This is a genomic window from Vreelandella arcis (genome assembly GCF_900103865.1).
GTDB lineage: Bacteria > Pseudomonadota > Gammaproteobacteria > Pseudomonadales > Halomonadaceae > Vreelandella > Vreelandella arcis.
Map to the genome: position 1 here is coordinate 55,347 of NZ_FNII01000017.1, position 22,164 is coordinate 77,510.

General features: G+C 56.4%; 19 protein-coding genes and 1 pseudogene. 13 read left to right on the forward strand and 7 right to left on the reverse strand.

Annotated features, from left to right (window positions below; all coding sequences use genetic code 11):
• The first annotated feature begins 96 nt into the window (after nucleotides 1-96).
• Nucleotides 97-978 carry a DMT family transporter gene (locus tag BLR97_RS16815; RefSeq protein ID WP_089707683.1) on the forward strand — a complete coding sequence of 294 codons (882 nt, stop codon included), beginning with the start codon at nucleotides 97-99 and terminating at the stop codon, nucleotides 976-978.
• Nucleotides 979-1,012: 34 nt separating this feature from the next.
• On the opposite strand, the gene BLR97_RS16820 is transcribed toward BLR97_RS16815, so the two are convergent.
• On the reverse strand, nucleotides 1,013-2,128 hold the full coding sequence (locus tag BLR97_RS16820; protein WP_089707684.1) for a hypothetical protein: 1,116 nt from the start codon (nucleotides 2,126-2,128) through the stop codon (nucleotides 1,013-1,015).
• A gap of 313 nt (nucleotides 2,129-2,441) precedes the next feature.
• Here BLR97_RS16820 and BLR97_RS16825 point away from each other — a divergent pair, with 313 nt between their 5' ends.
• From BLR97_RS16825 to BLR97_RS16835, 3 genes are all read left to right on the forward strand, one after another.
• A complete protein-coding gene (locus BLR97_RS16825) occupies nucleotides 2,442-2,828 on the forward strand; it encodes a septal ring lytic transglycosylase RlpA family protein (RefSeq protein WP_089707685.1) in 387 nt (128 codons plus the stop codon).
• Between the two features lie 168 nt (nucleotides 2,829-2,996).
• Nucleotides 2,997-3,998 (forward strand): NADP-dependent oxidoreductase, encoded by a 1,002-nt coding sequence (locus tag BLR97_RS16830; RefSeq protein ID WP_089707686.1) that lies wholly within the window; start codon nucleotides 2,997-2,999, stop codon nucleotides 3,996-3,998.
• Nucleotides 3,999-4,234: 236 nt separating this feature from the next.
• Nucleotides 4,235-6,769: a glucose/quinate/shikimate family membrane-bound PQQ-dependent dehydrogenase gene (locus BLR97_RS16835; protein WP_089707687.1), complete on the forward strand. Its 2,535-nt coding sequence runs from the start codon at nucleotides 4,235-4,237 to the stop codon at nucleotides 6,767-6,769.
• A 116-nt stretch (nucleotides 6,770-6,885) separates the two neighbouring features.
• On the opposite strand, the gene BLR97_RS16840 is transcribed toward BLR97_RS16835, so the two are convergent.
• Nucleotides 6,886-8,925 carry a TonB-dependent receptor family protein gene (locus BLR97_RS16840; RefSeq protein WP_422821932.1) on the reverse strand — a complete coding sequence of 680 codons (2,040 nt, stop codon included), beginning with the start codon at nucleotides 8,923-8,925 and terminating at the stop codon, nucleotides 6,886-6,888.
• Nucleotides 8,926-9,127: 202 nt separating this feature from the next.
• Here BLR97_RS16840 and BLR97_RS16845 point away from each other — a divergent pair, with 202 nt between their 5' ends.
• Nucleotides 9,128-9,301: a YqaE/Pmp3 family membrane protein gene (locus BLR97_RS16845; protein WP_035538925.1), complete on the forward strand. Its 174-nt coding sequence runs from the start codon at nucleotides 9,128-9,130 to the stop codon at nucleotides 9,299-9,301.
• 69 nt (nucleotides 9,302-9,370) lie between these two features.
• On the opposite strand, the gene BLR97_RS16850 is transcribed toward BLR97_RS16845, so the two are convergent.
• Both BLR97_RS16850 and BLR97_RS16855 read right to left on the reverse strand, forming a co-directional pair.
• Nucleotides 9,371-9,847 (reverse strand): nucleoside deaminase, encoded by a 477-nt coding sequence (locus tag BLR97_RS16850; RefSeq protein WP_089707689.1) that lies wholly within the window; start codon nucleotides 9,845-9,847, stop codon nucleotides 9,371-9,373.
• A 32-nt stretch (nucleotides 9,848-9,879) separates the two neighbouring features.
• Nucleotides 9,880-11,142: a dicarboxylate/amino acid:cation symporter gene (locus tag BLR97_RS16855; protein ID WP_089707690.1), complete on the reverse strand. Its 1,263-nt coding sequence runs from the start codon at nucleotides 11,140-11,142 to the stop codon at nucleotides 9,880-9,882.
• A 377-nt stretch (nucleotides 11,143-11,519) separates the two neighbouring features.
• On the opposite strand from BLR97_RS16855, the gene BLR97_RS16860 reads away from it, so the two are divergent.
• The gene (locus BLR97_RS16860; protein WP_074395547.1) at nucleotides 11,520-11,726 is read left to right on the forward strand and encodes a cold-shock protein; all 207 of its coding nucleotides are present in this window, start codon (nucleotides 11,520-11,522) and stop codon (nucleotides 11,724-11,726) included.
• A gap of 102 nt (nucleotides 11,727-11,828) precedes the next feature.
• On the opposite strand, the gene BLR97_RS16865 is transcribed toward BLR97_RS16860, so the two are convergent.
• Nucleotides 11,829-12,695 (reverse strand): putative RNA methyltransferase, encoded by an 867-nt coding sequence (locus BLR97_RS16865; protein ID WP_089707691.1) that lies wholly within the window; start codon nucleotides 12,693-12,695, stop codon nucleotides 11,829-11,831.
• A 53-nt stretch (nucleotides 12,696-12,748) separates the two neighbouring features.
• A complete protein-coding gene (locus BLR97_RS16870; RefSeq protein WP_089707692.1) occupies nucleotides 12,749-13,678 on the reverse strand; it encodes a DMT family transporter in 930 nt (309 codons plus the stop codon).
• 97 nt (nucleotides 13,679-13,775) lie between these two features.
• Between BLR97_RS16870 and BLR97_RS16875 the strand changes: the two genes are divergently transcribed.
• The 4 genes from BLR97_RS16875 to BLR97_RS16890 all read left to right on the forward strand — a co-directional run bounded on the left by BLR97_RS16875 (nucleotide 13,776) and on the right by BLR97_RS16890 (nucleotide 17,919).
• Complete coding sequence (locus BLR97_RS16875; RefSeq protein ID WP_089707693.1) at nucleotides 13,776-14,711, forward strand: LysR substrate-binding domain-containing protein; 936 nt, start codon at nucleotides 13,776-13,778, stop codon at nucleotides 14,709-14,711.
• Between the two features lie 156 nt (nucleotides 14,712-14,867).
• Nucleotides 14,868-15,878 carry an ABC transporter substrate-binding protein gene (locus BLR97_RS16880; RefSeq protein ID WP_244511349.1) on the forward strand — a complete coding sequence of 337 codons (1,011 nt, stop codon included), beginning with the start codon at nucleotides 14,868-14,870 and terminating at the stop codon, nucleotides 15,876-15,878.
• 32 nt (nucleotides 15,879-15,910) lie between these two features.
• Nucleotides 15,911-16,873 (forward strand): FecCD family ABC transporter permease, encoded by a 963-nt coding sequence (locus tag BLR97_RS16885; RefSeq protein WP_422821933.1) that lies wholly within the window; start codon nucleotides 15,911-15,913, stop codon nucleotides 16,871-16,873.
• Entirely contained in the window at nucleotides 16,873-17,919 is a 1,047-nt protein-coding gene (locus tag BLR97_RS16890; RefSeq protein ID WP_089707695.1) for a FecCD family ABC transporter permease, read from the forward strand. The genes BLR97_RS16885 and BLR97_RS16890 overlap by 1 nt, the downstream gene beginning before the upstream one ends.
• A gap of 77 nt (nucleotides 17,920-17,996) precedes the next feature.
• On the opposite strand, the gene BLR97_RS16895 is transcribed toward BLR97_RS16890, so the two are convergent.
• Nucleotides 17,997-20,156, reverse strand: coding sequence for a TonB-dependent receptor (locus tag BLR97_RS16895; protein WP_089707696.1), 2,160 nt, complete (start codon nucleotides 20,154-20,156; stop codon nucleotides 17,997-17,999).
• A 278-nt stretch (nucleotides 20,157-20,434) separates the two neighbouring features.
• Here BLR97_RS16895 and BLR97_RS16900 point away from each other — a divergent pair, with 278 nt between their 5' ends.
• The 3 genes and pseudogenes from BLR97_RS16900 to BLR97_RS16910 all read left to right on the forward strand — a co-directional run.
• Nucleotides 20,435-21,292 (forward strand): ABC transporter ATP-binding protein, encoded by an 858-nt coding sequence (locus BLR97_RS16900; RefSeq protein ID WP_089707697.1) that lies wholly within the window; start codon nucleotides 20,435-20,437, stop codon nucleotides 21,290-21,292.
• 295 nt (nucleotides 21,293-21,587) lie between these two features.
• Nucleotides 21,588-21,809: pseudogene (locus tag BLR97_RS16905) on the forward strand (hypothetical protein); the annotation flags it as partial.
• Between the two features lie 72 nt (nucleotides 21,810-21,881).
• Nucleotides 21,882-22,164, forward strand: a 283-nt coding sequence (locus BLR97_RS16910) for a transposase (RefSeq protein ID WP_170833049.1), incomplete at its 3' end; no start/stop codon positions are given.

Below are 22,164 nucleotides of genomic sequence, written 5' to 3' on the forward strand. Positions count from 1 at the left end.
TTCCTTGATCAAAAACATCAAAAAGCATTGATATTGTGATGTGTTGGCAATGAGTATGCTGTGCAGGTCATTTCAGAGCAAGTCAGGAGACCGCTAATGCATCCCGTTAATCCACTCGTTGTATTGCCACGAAGCTATAGTGTTGGTGCGGCGTTGGTCGCCGTGGTGCTTTGGAGTGTCGCTCCGCTGCTCGCCGATTTAGCCCGCGCCACCCCCCCTTTACAGCTGACCGCCTTGACCCTGCTCGCCGGGTCACTGGCCACACTTCCATTGAGCCGGCGGGTTAACGTCGCGACCTGCGGCCACGTTTGGCAACTGAGTATTTGGCTGGGTGTTCCGCTGTTGATTATCGGGGCCGTCAGCACCTACTTTATCGGTATGCGGCTGGCCCCCGCCGCTGAAGCCGCATTGATTACCTATACTTGGCCGGTATTGTTCGTGCTGCTTAGCCAGTGGAGCCGGTTTGGACGTTTACGCATTGGGGGACTGGTGGGCGCACTGATCGCGTTTTCCGGTGCCGCGCTACTGCTGATGCCTCAGGCCGGTGGCGGCGGCGGTAGCGATACCGCCATCACGGGTTATGCTCTTGCACTCTTGGCGGCGTGCTGCTGGGCACTGTACTCATGGCTCAGCCAGGTTGCCCCGGTGCCGCTAACGCCACTGTTGCCCCGCTTACTGCTGATTGCCTGCGTGATCGCAGCGGCTGCCAGCGCACTGTTAGAAGGCCAACTGGCTTTACCCAGTAGCGAGGCGGTACTAACCGGCATGGCCTTGGGATTAGGCCCTTACGGAATCGCCATGGTGGCGTGGGATAAAGCGCTGCGCTGGGGGCACACCAGCCTGGTTGGTAGCCTCGCCTACGGTGTGCCAATACTGGCAGCGCTTTTGTTGGTTCTAGCCGGCATGAGCACGCTGGATTGGCGGCTGCCGATCGCGGCCATCCTGGTGGTGACCGGCTGTGTTAAGGCCAGTCGTTAATCGCCTCGCTCGCTAGGCGACATGACCCAGCCCTTTAAAGCTCGGGTTCCGCCTCACTTGGCTCGGCGCGGGTGCTAAGCTCGAACAAACCACTGGCTGTATTGCTATAGCCCCGCGCCGTCACGTTGTAAGTGCCGGGTAGCAATTGTTCGTTGATGCGTGAATCTGTGCCGCCCGCGCCGTCATCATCGCTTAATGAAACGCCGCTGCCCTCGACTTCCAGGTAGGTATCAAAATCGTCGGAGCTCATGTTGAGCGTAACGATGGACGTCTCGTCGAGGGTTAATTCGTAGGTCAAGGCCTCACCGCTGTACCACCCGTTGAGCGACTCTCCAGGGATAAGTTCGCCCGCGTTACGCAGTTGCGTATCACTGGGCAACTCGCGGGGCGAAAGCGCCAGGGTGAACACACCTTCGCCATCGCCGTAAGCCGATCGTGCCGTCAGCTGATACTCACCGGGGGCAAGAAAATCGGCGATACTTGCATCTAGATTGCCCGCACTATCGTCGTCCTCGCGGTAGTAACCATTCGGCCCCTCCAGCACCAAATAGGTGTCGAATTCATCGGAACGCATAACGATGTCATACATGCCCGCTTCGTCAATCGTGAACGTATAACCTTGTTCATCGCTTTGCAGCCAGCTATCCAGAGGGGCACCCAACGTTAGGCTGTCGGAATCGCTTAGCTCAAAGCGACGGCTTGCTAAGGTAAACGGCCCGTAGCTATGGGCGTCAGCCCCACTCACTACCAGCATATAATCACCACTTTCATCAATTTTCTGGCGCAAGGTCTCGGCGCTACTCAGCAGTTGCAGTTGATCATCGTAAAGCGCCACTACGCCTTGAAGCGCCCCCTCTAGCGATACCTCGATCAAGTCGTCTTCGTCGAGCGCGATCACATAGCGTTCGAACCGGCTGCCATCTTTGCCGTTTAATTCGCTTGCAGAGGTCACTTCGCCTCTTAAGCGCTCGCCCAGTGTAGCGCGCTCAATGCCATCAAACGCAGCCGATTCGTCACCCTCGCGGTCGACTTGTTCCGGAGGCACGGGCTCAGGTGGGACGCTGGGCGTCATTGCCTGAGCGGCAAAAAAACCGATAACACCACCCCCAACGGCAATAAGTAGATAACTAAGCGAAGAAGATTTGGCCATGCGTACATCCTTGATTCAGTGGCGAAGACACTATTAGCGATAAGCCTGGAATTATAAGCGCATCCTCGCCTTGTAATGAGGGGTTTGTCTAATCTGACTTGCTTTTTTGCACAAGCCTTCGCTGTCAGCGTCATGTTTAAGCCGCTGAATTAAATGGTGCAAAGTATCTTAACTAATGTAGGCTAAAATGAAGCTATCGGCGTCGATCATCTGGAAGCTTGCCGTACATCACCAATGGCGTTACTATCAAGTCGCCAAATTGGCACCTCATCGATGAATGCGAAACCGCGACACGACACACTGAGGTACTCCTATGGGAGCTATCAAACAAACGTTAACCAATTTTTGCTTCGCCATAGCCATATTCACCACGGCAGTGAATAGCGCTCTGGCCCACGACACATCCGACGACACCCAAAAAGGTGTTGCCTCCTTCTATAGCGATCGCTTTCAAGGCGCTACCACCGCGAGCGGTGAAGCCTTTGACCAGCAAGCGCTTACCGCCGCGCACCCAAGCCTGCCCTTTGGCACCAAGGTGCTTGTCACGCGTCCTGATACCGGCCAAGAAGTCGAAGTGCTGATCAACGACCGTGGTCCTTACGTGCAAGGCCGCATCATTGATTTATCGAAAAGTGCCGCGCGTGAACTGGGAATGATTCGTCGTGGTGTCGCCCCGGTGATGGTGACGCTGCTCAACTAGCCGCTATCTTTTCTAGCGACAGTTTTACCGACAACGGGCGCTTAGGCGCCCGTTGTGTTTTTACGCCCCTTCTATTATCACCTTACTTTTAACGGCGAACTATCAAGCACGCTAACGGTCTCTATGCTGGATGGAATATTAAGTTTCACGCATGCACAGGAGGCCCCCATGCAAACACGCTTTTTTGCCCTGAGTCGCTACCCGGAAGGACGCCCTGAGCGCGAGTTTTTTCAGTTGGAAACCCAAACGCTGCCCGACCTCGCCCCTGGAGAAGTTCGCATACGTAATCATTGGCTCTCGGTTGACCCCTACATGCGCGGCCGTATGAGCGGTGTGCATACTTATGTACCGCCGTTTGAGCTGGGCAAACCCATGGAAGGCGGTGCGATTGGTGAGATCATCGCCTCTCACGATGAACGCTTTAAAGAAGGCGACCTGGTTGGCCACATGGGTGGTTGGCGGGATATTGCCCAAACCTCCGCTGAAGGCGTCCAGGTACTGCCCGATTTCGGCGTTGCCGAACAAGCCTACTTGGGCGTTTTGGGCATGCCGGGCATGACCGCCTGGACGGGCCTTAACCTGATTGCCGAATGCAAACCGGGTGACAATGTGCTGGTAAGCGCGGCCAGCGGTGCGGTCGGCTCTCTTGCTGTTCAACTGGCCAAAGCGAAAGGCTGCCACGTCGTGGGCATTGCAGGCGCGGCAAACAAACTGGCTTGGTTGGAGTCCCTTGGCATAGAACCGGTAAGCTACCGTGACCGAGACGCTCAAGAACTCAGTGATGCTCTCCGTCTGGCCAGCCCCAAAGGCATTGATGTGGTGTTTGAAAACGTGGGGGGCATTTGCCTTGAAGCCGCTCTCAGCCAGCTAAACGAAGGCGCGAGGATTGCGGTGTGCGGCATGATTGATAGTTATAACGCCAAAACGCCTGTGCCTGGACCCAGCAATCTTGCCCAACTCGTCGTACGCAAAGCCAAAATGCAGGGCTTTATCGTGGCGGATCACTGGCAACATTACCCGGATTTCCTCAAAGAGGTCGCTCCGCAAGTGGTTGCTGGCAAACTCGACTATAAAGAGACCGTCAAAGAAGGGCTTGAAAGCACCCCAGACGCCTTTCTTGAGCTATTTGAGGGCGGCAATACCGGCAAAATGTTGGTCAAGCTGGACTAGAGGGCCTAACGCTAGGCTCATCCCCTCCTTTTTCTATTTAAGCCGCGCTGCACTAACCAGCGCGGCTTTTTTATGGCTGCCCGATCCCTAGGGCTCCCTCGAAATCATTAGACCATTGGTGCATTGACCATTAAAATCATTAGCTTGTTAAGCAGTTTGTCGGCGTAACGATTAGCCGCTCGTTGGGTCGTGGGTGTCAACCCGCGATTTGGGGTTTAGTATAAAGGGGAACACTCATGGAAGAACGCAAGCGGGGCAAATGGCCCGCACTAGTACTTGGTTTGATTTTGCTCATCGCTGGCCTGGCCTTGGCTATCGGGGGTGGGAAGCTACTCAGCCTGGGTGGCAGTGCCTATTACCTGATAGCGGGCGTGGGCGTCATGGTCAGCGGTGTGTTACTGGCCTTGCGCAAGGGGGCCGCCTTGTGGCTCTACGCGCTTATTTTACTCGCCACCCTGGCATGGGCGCTATGGGAAGTGGGGCTGGACTGGTGGCAGCTTGTTCCCAGGGTGGCCATTCCATGCCTAATCGGCATTGTATTGTTGCTGCCGTGGTGGCGAAAGCCGCTAAATTCGCGTGGCGGCAGCCTGGCATTGGTTGGCAGCATTACGGCTGCGATTATCGTGGCCATTGCCAGCCAGTTTAGCGCCCCCGGTACTATTGAAGGGTCGCTGGCAGATAACCGCCAAGCAAATGCCAATAGCGTTAACCCTGCCCAAGTAGCCGGTGACGACTGGCCCGCCTACGGCGGCACCAACGCGGGTACCCACTACTCCTCCCTTGATCAGATTACGCCGGAAAACATTGGCGAACTGAAAGAAGTGTGGCGTATTCAAACCGGTGACGAGGCTGGGCCCAATGCGCCACCGGAAATCACCAATCAAAACACGCCGTTAAAAGTAAACGACAGCCTATATATCTGCACCTCCCACAGCCGTGCCATGTCGTTAGACCCGGAAACCGGCGAAACCCTATGGTCGTTTGATCCTGACATTAGCACCATGGGTGCCGATGATTTCTCCGGCTGGGCGCATATGACCTGCCGTGGCCTCGCCTATTACGATGCCGAAAACTATGCAGATAATCAGGCAGCCAGCGATGTAGATGCCAGCGATACCAACGAGAGCGACACTCGCATTTCAACCGCACTGTTTAACGACGCTGACAGCTTTGCGATTGACCTGTCGTTTCTGCTGTTTTTCGGCGGCGCGGACACCACCGATGACAACACCGCGCCAAGCATGATGCTGAGCGAGACCGACGTCATGTGCCCACGCAGGCTCTACCTGCCTACGGCGGATGCACGCTTAATTGCGCTGAATGCCGATACTGGCGAGCGGTGTGCCAACTTCGGCAATAACGGCGAAGTTGATCTTACCAACAATATGGGCGACATCACTCCCGGCGGTTACTACTCCACCTCGCCACCCACGGTCACTGAGAACCTGGTTATTCTGGGCGGGCACGTAACCGACAATAGCTCAACCGATGAACCCTCCGGCGTTATTCGTGCCTTTGACGTGCATACCGGCGAGTTGGTGTGGAACTGGGACAGCGGCAACCCAGACGACACCGCCCCGTTGCCAGAGGGCGAGACCTATACCCGCAACTCGCCCAACGTATGGGCACCGATCAGCGTTGACGAAGACCTGGGCTTGGTTTATTTGCCTATGGGCAACGCCACGCCGGACCAATATGGCGCCAACCGCAGCGAAAACGACGAAACTTACAGCGCGGGGCTGGTGGCGCTTGACCTTGCCAGCGGCCAAGTCGACTGGGTATATCAGTTTGTTCACCACGACCTATGGGATATGGACACGCCTGCCCAGCCGGTGTTGATGGATATAGCCACCGATAATGGCACCCAGCCGGCGGTTATTCAGCCGACCAAACAAGGCAGCCTGTATGTATTGAACCGCGAAACCGGTGAGCCGATTGTACCCATCGAAGAAGTGCCTGCACCTCAAGGCGCCGTGGAAGGCGACTGGACCGCGGAAACACAACCACGTTCAGCACTGAACCTACTGCCACCGCCGCTCACCGGGCGCGATATGTGGGGCGCCTCACCGTTTGACCAAATGATGTGCCGCATTCAGTTCCACTCCTTGCGCTACGAGGGCCAGTACACCCCGCCGTCGCTGGAAGGCAGCATTGTCTATCCAGGCAATGTGGGAGTAATGAACTGGGGTGGGGTCGCGGTTGACCCCGAGCGCCAAGCGCTGTTTACCGGCGCTAAATACCTAGCCTTTGTGTCTAAGTTAGTGCCCCGCGACCAAGTCGAAGAAGGCCAAGGGTCCGCCAGCGAACAAGGCCTTCAAGCCAACGCAGGCGCGCCCTATGCGGTCGAGCTCGGCCCGTTGCTTTCGGTACTCGGCCTGCCCTGCCAAGCGCCCTCCTGGGGCGATGTCGCCGGTATCGACCTGCAAAGTAACGAGGTGGTATGGAAACACCCCAATGGTACGACGCGCGACAGCATGCCGTTTGATCTGCCGATTGGTTTGAACGTCGGCGTTCCCGCCCTTGGCGGCCCGCTGACGACTGCTGGCGGGGTATCGTTCTTGAGTGGCACGCTGGATCAGTACCTGCGCGGCTACAACATCACCACCGGGGAAGAGCTGTTTAAAGCCCGGTTGCCCGCAGGCGGCCAAGCCACTCCGATGACCTACACCGGCCAGGATGGCCGCCAGTATGTGGTCGTCACAGCAGGGGGGCACGGCACTTTCGGTACCAAGATGGGCGATTACGTGATTGGTTACGCGCTACCGGAGTAACCGATTAGCTGGGCCCAGCGACGAGACTGAGCCCAGTGACTAACGCGAACGGGCAGCCTCAGTGATAAATGAGCGCCGCCCGTTTTTTTATTGATAAAGCGTCTTACCTATAGCGCTTAGAAACGCACCTCTAAACCGCCATAAACACTGCGCCCTGGAGCGGGTTCGTAAAAGCGACCATAGCTGCCGTTTAAGCGCACGTTGGCGTAGTGCTCTTCATCAAGCAGATTACGCACGCCGACGTAAGCGTTCAGCCGCGTATCGCTACCTAGCTGCCAACCATCCCCCACGCGCAGGTTTACCAGCCAGTAGCTATCTACCTCGGTCTCGTTGGCGTTGTCCGCTACCATATCGCCCACGTACTGGGTTTCCAGGGTCGCGAAACGCTCATCAAGGTTTTCCCAAGTAAGCTGGTTCACCCAGGTCTGCTCAGGTAGGCCGGGGATGCGGTTACCACCAAAACTCTCAGATGGTGTCGCAAATTGATCGAACTCGTAGCTTGCCAGCGTCAGGGCACTATCGAGCCGCCACTGATCAGCAAGCTGCCAGCCCAACGCCAGCTCGATACCGTCACGGTCGGTGTCGCCCGCATTCTGGTAGAAGGTGCGGCCACCGTCGTCGTAAGGTACTAGCTCATCGCGCACGCGTACCGAAAACAACGTCAGGTCGTAATCCAACGCCAGCGGCGCAATGTAGCCACGCGCGCCAACTTCACGGTTCCAGGCTTTTTGTGGCGACACGGACGGGTTAAAACCGCCGCCCGCTGGGTTAGCAAACTCTGAGAACGTCGGCGTTTCAAACGCCGTGCCAGTATTCGCGTAAACCTGATGCTGTGGGCGATAGCGGTAGCTAAGCCCCGCCGAGCCGCTCCACTCGTCGAAGGTTTGTTCACCGCTCTGATCGCCATCACTCAGGTAGCTGTCGTCTACCTCTAATTCCACACTATCAAAGCGCGCGCCAAGCGAGAGCGTAACTTGCTCAGTCAGCGCTAAATCGCCTTGGGCAAACACCCCGGCCGAGGTCGCTGTTTGGGTCTCTTCCGCTAACTGCTCGCCAACAACGCCCTGGCCGTTTACGTCATTACGAAAGCGCTCGTCGTCTTGGCGAGCCACATCAACACCGGTGATATAGCTTAGCGGCAGGCTGCCCAGGCTGATCTCGTGGTGATACTCGGCGCTCGCGCCCATGTAATCACGCTGATAGCCAATGCGGCTATCGCCCACGTAAGGCAGTTGCTGCTCAAAATCGCGTCGAGAGACAAAGCCTTTTAAATACACTTCGCCAGGGCCGGCGGACAAATCTTCGTATTGCAAACCGAGAACCTGCTGATCAACGGTTTGCCCCGCGTCCAGCGCCAATGAGTTCGGCGCCGCCTGGTCGCGGCCGTTCGCCACTTCTTCTGCGTTCAGCGCACCGGGATCTTCAGAGCGGGGGTTATCCAGCAGGTTGATAATCGCGGTTAATGCCCGGTCGCTACCCAACTCGCGGCGCAGCTTGGCATTCAGCAGGTATTTCTCGGTGGAACTCTGCTCCCGATAGCCATCCACATTGAGCGCCGAGAGGCTGACGTGATGCGACCAATCGCCTTGGCTACCACCGGTTTGCAACGACGTTTTACGGTAGCCATCGCTGCCTGCTTCGGCGCGCAGCCGTGTTCCGGGATTATCGCGCCCATCAGCAGTAGTGACATCGATCACACCGCCCGCTGCGTTACCGTAAAGCACCGAAGAGGGCCCGCGGATCACTTCAATGCGCTCGGCGCTGTCCAGGTCAATGGCATCTAACTGTGCCTGGCCGTCGGGCAGCGTGTAAGGGATACCATCGACCATTACGGTAATACCGCGCACCCCAAACGGCGCCCGGGCGCCAAAGCCACGGATAGCAATTCGCAGGCCTTGGGCAAAATTATCGCGATTCTGCACGAATACCCCTGGCACACGTACCAGTGATTCATCCAAACGCGTGCGCTGCTGTCCCTGGGCAATCGCGTCGCGATCAAGTGTTGAAACCGCAGCGGGGGTGGCATAAAGCTCACGGGCAAGCCGGGGGGCGGTCACTTCAAGCGTTGCCATTTCTTCTGTGTCAGCGGGCTGCGCCCAGCTTGGCGCCGATATAAAGCAGCTTGCCAAGCAAACCGAGGTCGTTAGTTTTTTCACGGGATCCCTCCCAATATATTAATAAAAACTTAAATAATACGCATTATATAACGCGATGGAACGTTTTTGCACAACCTGCGTCACAGGTGATTACACCGGTGACTATAAAGAAGCCGACTGTGTCTACACTCGTCTAAGTTATTGTAAAAACGCTAGTGTAAAAGGATCTAAGCGTTATTAACCTAAAAGCAAAGGAGGCTTCATGGCATTTACCGCGACTGACCCAATCAAGATGATCTTTGCGGTCATTTTACCGCCCCTCGGTGTGTTTTTTGAGGTCGGTTTTAAAGGACATTTTTGGCTGAACATTATTCTAACGCTGTTTGGCTTCATACCGGGCATCATCCATGCGTTTTACGTAATATTGAAACACTAGCCCTTCGCCAAGTAGCGAAAATAACACCGCCTGAGCCAACCGCTCAGGCGGTTTTTTTGTACTCTTCGCTCAAACTGTATGCCGACGCTGATGCAAGATGTGGACTTTTTCATCCCACTCCGCCACCGGGCCTTCTACCGCGAGCCCAGGCACCACCTGTTGAATGGGTAAGGTCGCTACTGGCGGCGCCGCCACGCCCAAATCAGCGAGCCAATGGCTCAACTGCTCAGACGAGCTGGCATATACAATACGCCCCAACCCTACCCAGCCGTGGGCCGCTGCACACATCGGGCAATGCTCGCCTGAGGTATAAACGGTTGCCTGAGCCCGCGCCTCTGGGGTCATATTCTGAGCCGCCCAACGCGCTAGAGCGAATTCGGGATGCTGCGTGGAATCCCCGCCGGCAATCCGGTTACGGTCTTCTGCCAACACGTCGCCATCGCCACTTACCAGCACGCTGCCAAAGGGTTCATCCCCGGCGTTAAGCGCCTCTTCGGCTAGTGCCACGGCTCGGGCGACATAGGATAATTCTTGCTCATCCAACATGGGCTCTCCTCATAACAATGGGGCGTAGCTGACTATCCTTTTGCCATCGCCGACGTTTCTTCGACAGGCTCTTCACTCAACTGCTCGCCTTCACTACGGGCAATGACGGAGGTGCCGACTAAGTCGCCCGTCACATTTAGCGCCGTACAGCCCATGCCCACCAGCGCATCTATCGCGGTAAGCAGCGCGACGGTTTCAATCGGCAGGCCGACCTGGGCAAATACGGTGGCAATCATAATGATCCCGGCCCCCGGCACTCCCGCCGTGCCCACCGATACCAGCGTGCCAATCAGCACTATCTGCACCATGCTGATAAAATCCAGCGGTGCGCCAATCACGTTGGCGGCAAATACCGCCGAGATGGCGATACGAATCGCCGCCCCGTCCATGTTTAACGTGGCCCCTAGTGGCAGGCTGAAACCATAGATACTTTTGGAAATCCCCAAGCGATGGGCGGCATTAATAGTGAGCGGCAACGTACCCGAGCTGCTTTGAGTGGCAAACGCCGTCGCCATTGGCGTACGGGCCTCGCGGAAGAAATTGCGTAGTTTGACGCCGAACAGGCGCATGATGCCGCAATAAATCAGCAGATGGAGCCCCAAGGCGATGTACAACACAACCACCATATCGCCGAGCGAGAGTAGCGTTTCAAGCCCCTGCTGACTGACGGTTTCGGCGACAATGGCAAACACGCCAATGGGCACGTAATGCAATACTCCCGACATCACCTTGAGCGTGACCGCATTAAGCGCCTCGATCACTTCAAAAAGCCGTTCACCCAGCGCATGCTGGCGTTCCGACTGACGCATTTTGAGAAGCGCGATACCAAACACCAACGCCGTGAAAATAATCCCCAGCATATTGAGTTCGGCAAAGGCACCGACAATATTATCCGGCACAATATTCAGCAGCGTATCGACAACACCGGGATTCTCGGGCACCGAAAAACTGGCGCTCTCATCCAGCGTCATCCCGCTGCCAGGGCTAAACAGCGTGGCAACGGTTAAACCCACCATAATCGCCAACGCCGAAGACACGAGGTAGTAGCCAAATACCTTGCCGCCTATGCGGCCCGCACTACCCTCCCGCGACTGGTTCACCCCCACCATTAGCGTAAACAGCACGATGGGCACGATCAGGAAGGTGAGAAGCCGCAGCAGCAGGTCACCCAGCGGCGCCAGCCAGGTCGCTACGGTCTCACCGCCGACTAACCCGACGACAACGCCCAGCACCAGCGCGATGGTAACGCGTAAGATCAACGACGCCTGAAAATAGGCCTTCCATATGCGTGTCATTTGATTCCCTAACGGTTTGAAGAAATTGGTCGGTCTAATGGGTTAAGCGTACACCACTGTCCTTTAGTGTGGCACAGCAATATCGATCAGCCCGATCCAACGCGATGACGTGGATACCAGCGACATCGTTATCCGCCCTACGGCAAGCAGTTAACTAGGCGCCCGTTGCCGCCCCTATAAAAATAATTGCGAAACCCCTTTGACCTAAGAAGAAAGGCATGACACTATGTGCTCAGTGGTTAGCAAGCAGCATGGTTTCAGAAGTGTACGATCTATATTCGGCAGCCTGACATTGTATTCCTTGTTTCACCCGCTACTTTAATCTGGGTAATACCAGGAACTTAATTAAGGCGCTTTTGCGCGAAAGGATCTACATCATGGCAACTGGCACAGTTAAATGGTTTAACGACACTAAAGGCTTCGGTTTCATCGCTCCTTCTGACGGTGGCGACGACCTCTTTGCTCACTTCTCTGAGATTCAAGCCGACGGCTTCAAATCTCTACAAGAAGGCGCTAACGTTTCTTTTGACGTTACCCAGGGCAAGAAAGGCCTACAAGCTTCAAACATCAAGCAAACTTCCTAACATCCGTTAGCAGTTTGCCTGGATCCTCAGGATCCGGACTCAAAGCCCGCTTATGCGGGCTTTGTTGCGTTTGGAACTTGCAAACGTTGCGCTTAGCATCGGCTAAACGCGCGCCCACCGCACTACGCGCACATCGACCGTTAACGTTATCGTCTTTAACTCAGCGGCTTTCTCGCGCCCTTCTGTGGTAGCCCGGTAAAAATGCGGCGTCATCGCCAACAGATCCGTCATTGTCTCCGTATCGCTGAGTGTCAACGCGTAGCGCAGGTTTTCTGTTCCTGATGGGATAAACCCCGCTGGCGATTCAGGCGCACTTGCACGCTCGGGCTTTAAGCTAGGGTAAATAATATCGCGTAATTCACGCAGATGATCCGGCCCCGCCTCCACCTGTATCAGCACGCCGCCCGGTTTGAGTACACGCGCGAATTCGTGATACATCGGAAAGCCGAACATACACAGTACACGGTCAAGCGTTGCGCTCTGCACAGGTAGATTAGCATTGCTACCGACTACCCAGCGGCTTTGGGGTGCCTGTTTATCATCTTGCTTGGCCGCGGCCTGCACCGCCCACTTAGAAATATCCAACCCCATCAGCGATAGCGACTGCCCGTTTGGCGCCGCCTGGGCCAGCGCACGCAGGTAATAGCCTTCGCCACAGCCGGCATCCAGGCAGCGAAGCAACGCATCGCTAGGGGCTTCCCTTTCTGTATGGTCGAAGACGGCTGAACTCAGCGCCTCAGCAATGGGCTGGTAGTGCCCTGAATTCAGAAAACGGCGGCGCGCGGCCACCATGGCGTTACTATCGCCGGGGTCGCTTGAGCGCTTTTGCTGAACGGGTAATAGATTTACATAACCATGCTTGGCAATGTCGAAGCTATGCCCAGCGGGGCAGCTCCACGCACTACCCGACTGATTTAGCGGTTCGCCATCTAATGGGCAGGCCAGCGCTTGAAAGGGAATTATGCTCATAGCTGTTTCTTCAAAGATTGTGGAGGGATAGAGGCGCCACTGATGGTTAATGTTTAGCGAGTTACCAGAACAATGCCTAATAAGATAACGCTGCCCCCGAGTAGAAAATTAATGCTCAGCGGCTCATTAAGCAGCAGGGTACCAAAAAGAATACCGAAAAGCGGCGCCAAGAAAGAAAACACGCCCAACTGCGAAGCGCGGTAGCGGCGTAGCAACGTAAACCACAGCAGCAACGCGCCAAACGAAATAATCAGCGCCTGAAAGCCAAGGCTGGCGACAGCCATGGGCACAAATTGCGCACTCATGAGCTGCCCCGACATAACCGCCACCGGCAGTAGTAATAACACCGTCACACTCAGTTGATAGCTCAGGGTCAGCTCTGCCGGGGCCTCGGAAAGCGACGTTTTGCGAATAACCACCGTCGTGACCGCCCATGAGAGACCGGCAAGCAAGCCCAGTGCATCACCGATAATAATCTCGATGCCATAGGCACCGCTCGGCGCCATAGCAATGACCATCCCCGCAAATGCCAACCCAACGCCCCACCATTGGCGAATTGAAAGCTGCTCTCCAGGTACCCAAAGATGCAACCCCAGGGCGGCGAAGATGGGGGCGGTATACAGAAAGACCGACATATGGGACGCCAAGGTATAGGTTAGCCCCCAGGCAATAAAAGCGAACTCGGTAGCAAAGCCGAGGCCAACCAGTAATCCAGGAGCCCAGTGGCGCTGCACATCCCGCCAACGAATGCCGCGCCAAAAAGCCAGCACACCGACCAAACACCCGGCCATAGCAGAGCGCAGGGCCATCTGCACAATGGGTGAGATATCCTCAGCCACGCCTTTAATGGCTACCTGCTGAAAACCCAGCACCAGGCAAAATAGAAGCATCAACGATGCTGCCGTGGCATCGACGGGCTTTCGCTGCGAACCTTCAACTATACCGCTATTGTTGCTGGCTGAGGCTATTCTTTGATTATCCATTGCGAGCTCCTATAACATCAAGGAGCCCATTGCAGCAGCAGGCGAAATCTCGTACAAACGATTAGTTGTCAGGCCTAGGCTTAGGAAAAATCATGCTATGAGAATTGAAAGGCTACCACTGAATGCCCTGCGCGCCTTTGCAGAGGCCGTTCGAGAGAACAGCTTCAAAGCCGCCGCTTACCGCCTGGGCGTTACCCCTGGCGCGGTTAGCCGCCAGGTTAAACAGCTAGAAGCTCGCCTGGGCGTCGTGTTGTTTGAAAGACATGCCAATGGCGTGTGTGTCACGGAGGCGGGGCGGGTATTAGCGGAAGATGTCCAAGCTGGCCTTTTGCGTATCGCCAACGGCGTGCAGCAGGTGACCGAGCGCTCCGAGCAAGCCTTTCGGTTGCTGATCAGCGCACCGCCCTCTTTTCTACAACTTTGGCTGCTACCCCGCTTACCCGACTTTGAAGCGAACGAGCGGCAAATAGAAATCTCCCTGGATGCCGAGGCGCGCTTAACTCAACCGCTATGGCTCCCCAACAGAGCACGCCTTTCGCTGCGCTACGGCCAAGGCCCTTGGCCCGGCGTCACCAGCCAGCGTTTGTTTGAAGACACGCTTTTTCCTGTTTGCTCGCCCACGCTATTAGCGCAGGCAAATATAAAGGCCCCCAGCGATTTACTGGCGCAAACACTGCTCAGCGTGGAGTGGTTCAGCCAAGCCGGCCACTATATTCCCGGTTGGAGCGATTGGTTCAAAGCTGCAGGGGTCGCGGTTAACAAGATGCCCAACCAGCGCCAATACTCGCTCTATAGCCTAGCGCTCGATCAGGCCATTGCCGGGCAAGGCGTAGTTCTGGCCAGCTACCCGCTGGTGGCGGATCGGCTTGCAAGCGGTGTTCTGGTGCGCCCTTTTGGGGAAGCGTACCCGCTCGCCTCCGCGTTCTCCTACGATCTGATCCTGCCTGCTGAGGGCGACGCCCCACCGGCGGTGGCTCGCTTTACGGAATGGCTGGAGCACGAAGCCGCTAGCTTTCGTGACGCATCGCTATAGTCTCGCCTCCTTCAACCTCAATTGATAACGATTTGCATTGAATAATGCATCATGTAATCATCGCTCGCCATAGCGCCTCACGCGCTCACAATAGCTAAACCTCAAAACATCTCCCGCGAGCCATCTTTTGAAGACAGCGTCCGCCAGGAGGCCAACGTGACGCCTCGCCCTTTGCATCGAACCGCTTCGCTTATGGCGCTGCTGCTCGTCATATTTCTCAGTGCAAGCGCTTTCGCCACAAACAACACCGAACGTAATCGCGTCACTTTGCTGGGTGGCAAGGATACGCTTGCTTCCTCATCGCAACGCATCGTCACGCTTTATCAAGGCGCAACGGACAGTGCTGTGGCGCTGGGTATCACTCCGGTTGGCATCGTTGAGTCGTGGCTAGAAAAACCCATTTATCACTACTTGCGCGGCTCCCTGGCCGGTGCGGAGCAAGTGGGATTGGAAACCCAGCCAAACCTGGAAAAGATCGCCTGGCTTGACCCTGATCTGATTGTCGCCACGCGCTTTCGTCACCAGCGGATTATGCCTTTGCTGGAAAAAATCGCGCCAACGATGGTTGCCGGTTCGGTCTACGATTTCAAGGCGAGCCTTTCGCTAATCGCCGACGCCACGGGCCGCGAACCCACTGCCCAGGCAATACTTGAGCGGTGGGATCAGCGCGTAACCGATTTTCGTCGCAAAATCAGTGACAGCTTAGGCGCTGGGTGGCCCCAAAAAGCCGCCGTGGTGCGCTTTAAAAGCGATCACGTGCGCATTTACTCTTCGGGATTTGCGGGCTCCATTCTCAATGAGCTGGGGTTTGAACAACCGGGTTCCCTCGCCGACCAAGGCTGGGGAATGAAATTGACCAGCGAGGAAAACATTCCGGTCATCAACGCCGACGTGATTTTTGTGCTGCTTGAACCAGATGACCCGGCGATCACTCAGAATTACCAACACTGGACAGCGCACCCCCTATGGCAGCGGCTAGACGCGGTAAACAACGAACGCGTTTTTGAAGTGGATGCGGTGAACTGGATCATGGGCGGCGGTATTTTGGCGGCCAATGCCATGCTGGATGATCTTTACAAACATTATGACCTTAAGCTCCCCCCAAACGGCGAATTAATCACCTGCCGCGCGCCCGCCATGGAAAGCACGGAGTCGGCTAAATGTTGAGAGGCCAAGTCACCAAGAGCGCCGGGCTATTCATGGCCGTGCTGATCATGCTGGTGTCTTTTTTGGCTAGCGTTATGCTCGGTACAACCGACATTGGCTTTTCAAGCTTGTGGGCCTCCCTAACAAGCTACGACCCAACCCAGGTAGCGCATATCATCCTTCGCACAGAGCGCCTACCCCGCGCAGTGGTCGCCACCTTGGTGGGCTCAAGCCTCGCCATTGCGGGCGCGTTGATGCAGACCATGACACGTAACCCGCTTGCCTCGCCGGGCCTGTTGGGCATTAACGCAGGCGCGATGTTCTTTGTCGTCATTGCCGTCTCGCTGCTGCCCCTTCATTCACCCGCTGATTATGTAGGGGCCGCGCTATTAGGCGCGCTGGTGGCAGCGCTGCTGGTCGTCGTACTCAGCCGTGGCCATCAGGGCGAGTTTTCCCCACTGCGAGTGGTGTTGGCGGGGGTGGCCGTCACGGCAATGTTTGTGTCGCTCAGCCAAGGGCTGCTGATTATCGACCAGCAGAGCTTTGAAAGTGTGCTGTATTGGTTGGCAGGTTCTGTTTCCGGGAGAGAGCTACCGCTGGTCATCCCGTTGTTACCCCTATTTGGTATTGCCCTGCTGCTTTGCGCTTTGCTGGTAAAGCACGCCAATGCGCTGATGCTCGGCGACGATATGGTGGCCGGGCTGGGGTTGCGCGCGGGCACCATCAAACTGCTGCTGGGCCTGGTGGTGATTTTGCTAGCAGGAACGTCGGTGGCACTGGCGGGCATGATCGGCTTTGTGGGGTTAATCGTGCCGCATATGGCGCGTGGCCTGTTTGGCGTCGACCACCGCTGGCTGTTACCGGCCTGCGCACTGCTCGGGGCGTGCCTGTTGTTGCTGGCTGATGTGGCATCACGCTTTTTAATGCCACCTCAGGATGTGCCCTTGGGCGTAATGACCGCGCTGATCGGCACGCCCTGGTTTATTTATCTGGCGCGCCGCAAACAGGTGTCATGATGACCACGTCTCCCCTTCTGAAACACCCAACCAACCTAATGGGAATATTACAACTAAGGCGCTCTTGGGCGGTCAACGGGCTGCTTTCGTTGTCGCTGCTTGCCAGTATTGGGCTGTCGCTTTGCCTGGGCAGTTTTCCTACGCCGTTGGGAGAAGTACTGCACGCACTGGCCGCCCCGCGACAAAGTGATATTGCCTTTATTATCTGGGAGCTACGCTTACCGCGCATTTTGCTGGCGGTGTTAGTGGGCGCGGCACTGGCGATCGCGGGGGCCATCCTTCAGGGCATTGTGCGTAACCCGCTAGCCTCCCCGGATGTTATTGGGATCACTAGCGGTGCAGCCATGGCCGCAGTAATGTTTCTGGCACTGTTAAGTCCTCAACTGAGCATCAGTTGGCTTCCTCTAGCAGCGCTTTGCGGCGCGCTTTTTGCGGCTTTACTGGTATTCCTTTTAGCCTGGAAAGACGGCGTTAGCCCTACCCGTATGGTGTTGGTCGGTATTGGACTTGCTGCCGCGATGGGCGCGGTAACAACGCTGCTGATTGTGATCAGCGATGATACCGCCGCCATGGTGGCCTATGTGTGGCTTACCGGCAGCCTCTATGCCGCCCAGTGGCAGGACGTGATGGGAATGCTGCCCTGGTTACTGGTGGCCGTTCCATTGTGTCTTAGCTACGCAAGGCATATGGATACCATGGCGCTAGGCGACTCGGTGGCCCAAGGGCTAGGGGTGAGCTTATTGCGCAGCCGACTCGTGCTCATGGCCTGCAGCGTAGCACTGGCGGGAGCGGCGGTGGCGTTTGCCGGTGGCTTGAGCTTTGTCGGCCTGATGGCGCCCCATATGGCCGCCAAGCTGGTGGGGCGCCAGTTTGCACGGCTAGTCCCTGTTTCCGGCTTGATTGGTGCATTAATTGTACTTTATGCCGACCTGCTAGGTCGGGTCGCCTTTTTACCCAAGGACTTGCCTGCCGGTGTCTTTGTTTCCGGCATCGGCGCGCCCTTTTTCGTTTATTTGCTGCACAGAACACGCCATCGCCGTGATTAATTTAAACCTTAACCAATAAAAAAGCGGCACCCGGTAGGTGCCGCCAATCAGCTAGCTAGTTAAAGAGATATATCTGCTTAGAAATCTAATTGATAACCCAGAGTCAGCGTGCGACCGCGGCCCTTGAAGTAGTAATCATCACTGGCGCGAGCAGCCTGAGAATAGTAGGTGAAATAGTCTTCATCGGTGAGGTTCTCGATACCCAGGCTGGCGCGCCCTACCGGCAAGCGATAGGCCAGGGAGGCGTCGATCAGGCCATAGCCGTCGAATTCAAGCTCCGGGTCGTCGACACTACGGTCGAGGAAATGGCTGTATTGCAGGTGAGAGGAGAGCTTGTCGTTCCAGGTAGCGTTCCAGCCCAATTTGAGCGTATCAGGCGCGATGTTGATACCGGTCAATTCGGTATCCACGCTTCCATCTCCGTCGGTGTCGGATTCGCCCTCGGCGTGGGTGTAGGAGAGCCGCAACTGGTGGGCGTCACTCAGGCTCGCCTCGCCGGTGATCTCATAGCCCTGAATCTCAGTCTTCTCGCGGTTGCCGACCCAGGTACCATTTTCCTTGGTGAGGCGCTCACCGAAGTCAGAGTTGGACTCGTAGTAGCTCAGTTCCAAGCCGTAGCGCTGCCAGTCGAAGCGCGCGCCGATCTCGCGGTTGTCAGTGACGATGGGCTGGAGTGTCAGCAGGGTGTCGACATCCTGGCCGGGGGTCTCGATGCCGCGCAGCACCCGACCCGCATCCGGCATGCCGAAGCCTTCCGAGTAGTTGGCGTAGAGCTGAGCCCAATCGGTCGCCTGATAGACCAGGCCGGCATTGAACAGCGTCTCGTCGAAGTCAGGGCTGCCGCCTTTGACATCCACCAGATCCCGCGTCACATCCTTGGTGTTGCCGTCATCGGTGGTGCGGTCGAGCGTACTGAAGTCATCGACCTTGAGCTCGGCGTGTTCTCGACGCACCCCGGCGTGCAGGCTTAGCGCATCGGTCAGGTCGAAATCGCCCTGCAGGAAGGCCGCCACGTTGCGGAACTGGCTTTCGGGCACATAGGTGCGGCCGGTTTTGACCAGCACCTGGCTGGTCTCGTCCTGCAGCAGGTCTAGGCCGGTGGTCAGAGCCAGGCGGTCGTTCAGCAGGCCGTCCCGGGTGAGTGTGAACTTAGCGCCGACCTTGTCGGATTCGGTGCGCGTCTGGTCGTACTGGGTGTTACCAGCCCCATCCTCATACGGGAAGTAGGGCGTGATGCCGAACTGAGCCCGGAAGCGCTGGGTATAGACCTGCGCGTCCAGCTCATTGCCCAGCCAGTCGCTGTTCGTGTAGGACAGCCGGGCGGTGGTGACCTTGTTGAAGCCAGGCTCGCCATCCGGGTCGCCACGCTCGGCGGTGGTGGCGACTCCCTTGGACCGGTTCCCCATGACCGGCACGTAGTCGCCTTCCCCCTCGAGTTCGAAGCGGTTGACGGACAGCTCAATGTTCTGAGCATCGTCGATCCAATAGCCGAGCTTGGCGAACACGTCATAGCTCGAAGTGTTCTGGATTTCGCCCGGGTAGGCTGTCCCGACAAGGTCATCGTTGCCGTCATAGAAGACGCCGCGTTTCTGCTGGGTCACGCCGGCGAGGAAGTCCCAGTCGCCCTGCTGGCCGCTGACCTGATAGTTCAGCTTGTGGCCCAGGCCATCGGAGCTGAAGTCATCATCGCTGGTGAGGCTGACACCGACTTGCTGATTGACCTCGCCGGCCTCGGCGCGCTTGGTGACATAGTTGATGATGCCGCCGGTGGCGCCCAGGCCGTGTTCCGCGCTGGCACCGTGAATGACCTCGATGCGCTCGACCATCGAGAGGTCGATGGTGTAGCTGTCTCGACTGCTGTCACGCAGCGGGTTGGACTGGGGCACGCCATCGATCATGAACAGCGGCGAGCGGCCGCGGAAGGTCTCACCAGCGTTGGATAGCTTCTGGCGGCTGGGCGAGTAGGAAGGAATCAGGTTGCTGAGCACCTGGCCCGGATCCTGGGTGATCGCCAACTGCTGCTCGATCTGCTCGCGGGTGATAATGGTGACTTTCTGCGGCGACTCGCCAGCCAGACTCTTGTTGCGCGTGGCAGTAACCACCATCGTCGAGCCAGCCTCATCGGCGTCGTTTTGTGATTCAGCAGTCACCGACTCCTGCCCATATGCGTGGCTCGCAGCCACCAAACCGGCGAGCGTCACCGTGGGCCAAAATACCTGGCGTTTCTTAACGTACATTTTCTTTTGATCCCCTGCTTTTGAGTGAGCTTCCCTTGAAAACGTAATGCATATCTAAATGATAATGATTATTTAATAGATATAAAAACACAAGGTCTACTCAGTCGAAACGAACCGTTCGGCATAACGACATTCTTCCTGTCTATTTACCTGCCTTCACTCAAAAGCAAGTACTTATAGATAGTGAGTGTTTGATTACTTACCAGTGGCAAATATTGAAAATGAGAATGTTTTAGCTTACGGTTCTGCCTGCTTTAACAACCTCAATGAGCATATCCATGACACACCCCTCTACCCAGCCACCTCGTTTGATAGGCGAAGCCCTGCAAGTGGGCTATGACGCTCAACGTGTACTGGATGGAGTGGATATCGCCATTGCGGAAGGCAAGCTCACGGTGCTGCCGGGCCCCAATGGGAGTGGCAAATCGACGCTACTGAAAACCCTTGCCCGCACGCTCACCCCAAGCGCCGGGCATGTGTACTTGGATGGAAAGGATATTCACCGTCGCAATACCCGAGAGGTCGCAACGCAGCTAGGTATTCTTCCCCAAGGGCCAGTGGCGCCGGAGGGGCTAAGCGTAAAGCAGCTGGTGAGTATGGGGCGCTTTCCGCACCAACGCCTATGGCAGCGCGACGCTGTTCAGGACGCCAATGCCATTAGTGAGGCAATGGCTTATACCAACGTGACTGAGTTTGCCGAGCGCAACGTCGATGCGCTTTCCGGCGGCCAGCGCCAACGCTGCTGGATTGCCATGGTGCTGGCTCAGCAAACGGATTTGATGCTGCTCGATGAACCGACCACTTTTCTTGATCTGAAGGTACAGGTGGATTTGCTGGATCTACTTTCACGGCTGGCCCATGAACGCGGTCGCACCCTGTTGCTGGTACTCCACGATCTTAATCTAGCCGCTGCCTACGCCGATCACTTAGTGATGATGTGTGATGGCCAAATCATCACCAGTGGCGCGCCTAGCGAGGTTTTTACCGCTACCAACCTCAAACGCGTGTTTGACCTGGATGCCCATGTGATCGACGACCCCGAAAGCGGCAACCCGATATGCATACCGCGCAAGCGGCCTGCGAAGAACGTCGAGAAAGCCGCCAAGGAATGCATTACCCAGCGCCGCCTAGCTTAGTCTTCCCGCTTATAGCCCTGAAATAGCTCATACTGCCACTGGCGAGGGGCCAGCACTGAGGTGGTGCGCAAAACGCATGAAACTCTTTCGCTAGGCGCTGCATGGTCTGCTGCCCTCAGCATTACCCACTGGGGACAGCAATCCATTGAGCACTATCCGTTTTTCGTTATTCGTATCGAAGTAGCGTATAACGATACTCAAAAGCCCAAATAACACGACGCAAGCCATCAGAATTGCGCCACTATCTCCTTTTGTCGAAAGTGCGCTCACTTCATCGTTACTAAGGCGACACACCATGCAACCCTTGCTGCGCATCGCGGGCGCCTGGCCCTATTTGATTGCCATTTTTCTTAATGCCTTTGTCGATTTAGGCCATAAAATCGTTATTCAGAATACGATTTTTAAAAGCTACGACGGCGAGACACAGGTGGTACTCACCGCCCTGGTTAACGGGCTTATCCTGCTGCCGTTTATTGTTCTGTTTAGCCCGGCAGGCCATGTAGCGGACAGCTACCCCCCTCTGTCAGCCTAGTTGTCCGGTTGGCGATATCGCCTAAATCTAATCCAGAGGGAGCGGCATGGAGTCCTTGTGCCACGTTATTCTGTAGAGCGTAAAGCAGCCGTTCTGAAGAAGTTGTTGCCACCCCACAATCGCAGTGTGGTATCGGTCGCAACGGAAGAAGGCATCTCTGACGCGACGCTGTATAGTTGGTTAAAACAGTGTCGAGAAAAAGGAGTGCCTGTGCCGGGTTACACCCAAAGCGACAACGAATGGTCAGCTGACGCCAAGCTCGCCGTGGTTATCGAAACCGCCACCCTGTCAGAGGCAGAGCTTGGCGCTTACTGCCGCGAAAAAGGCCTTTATCCCGAGC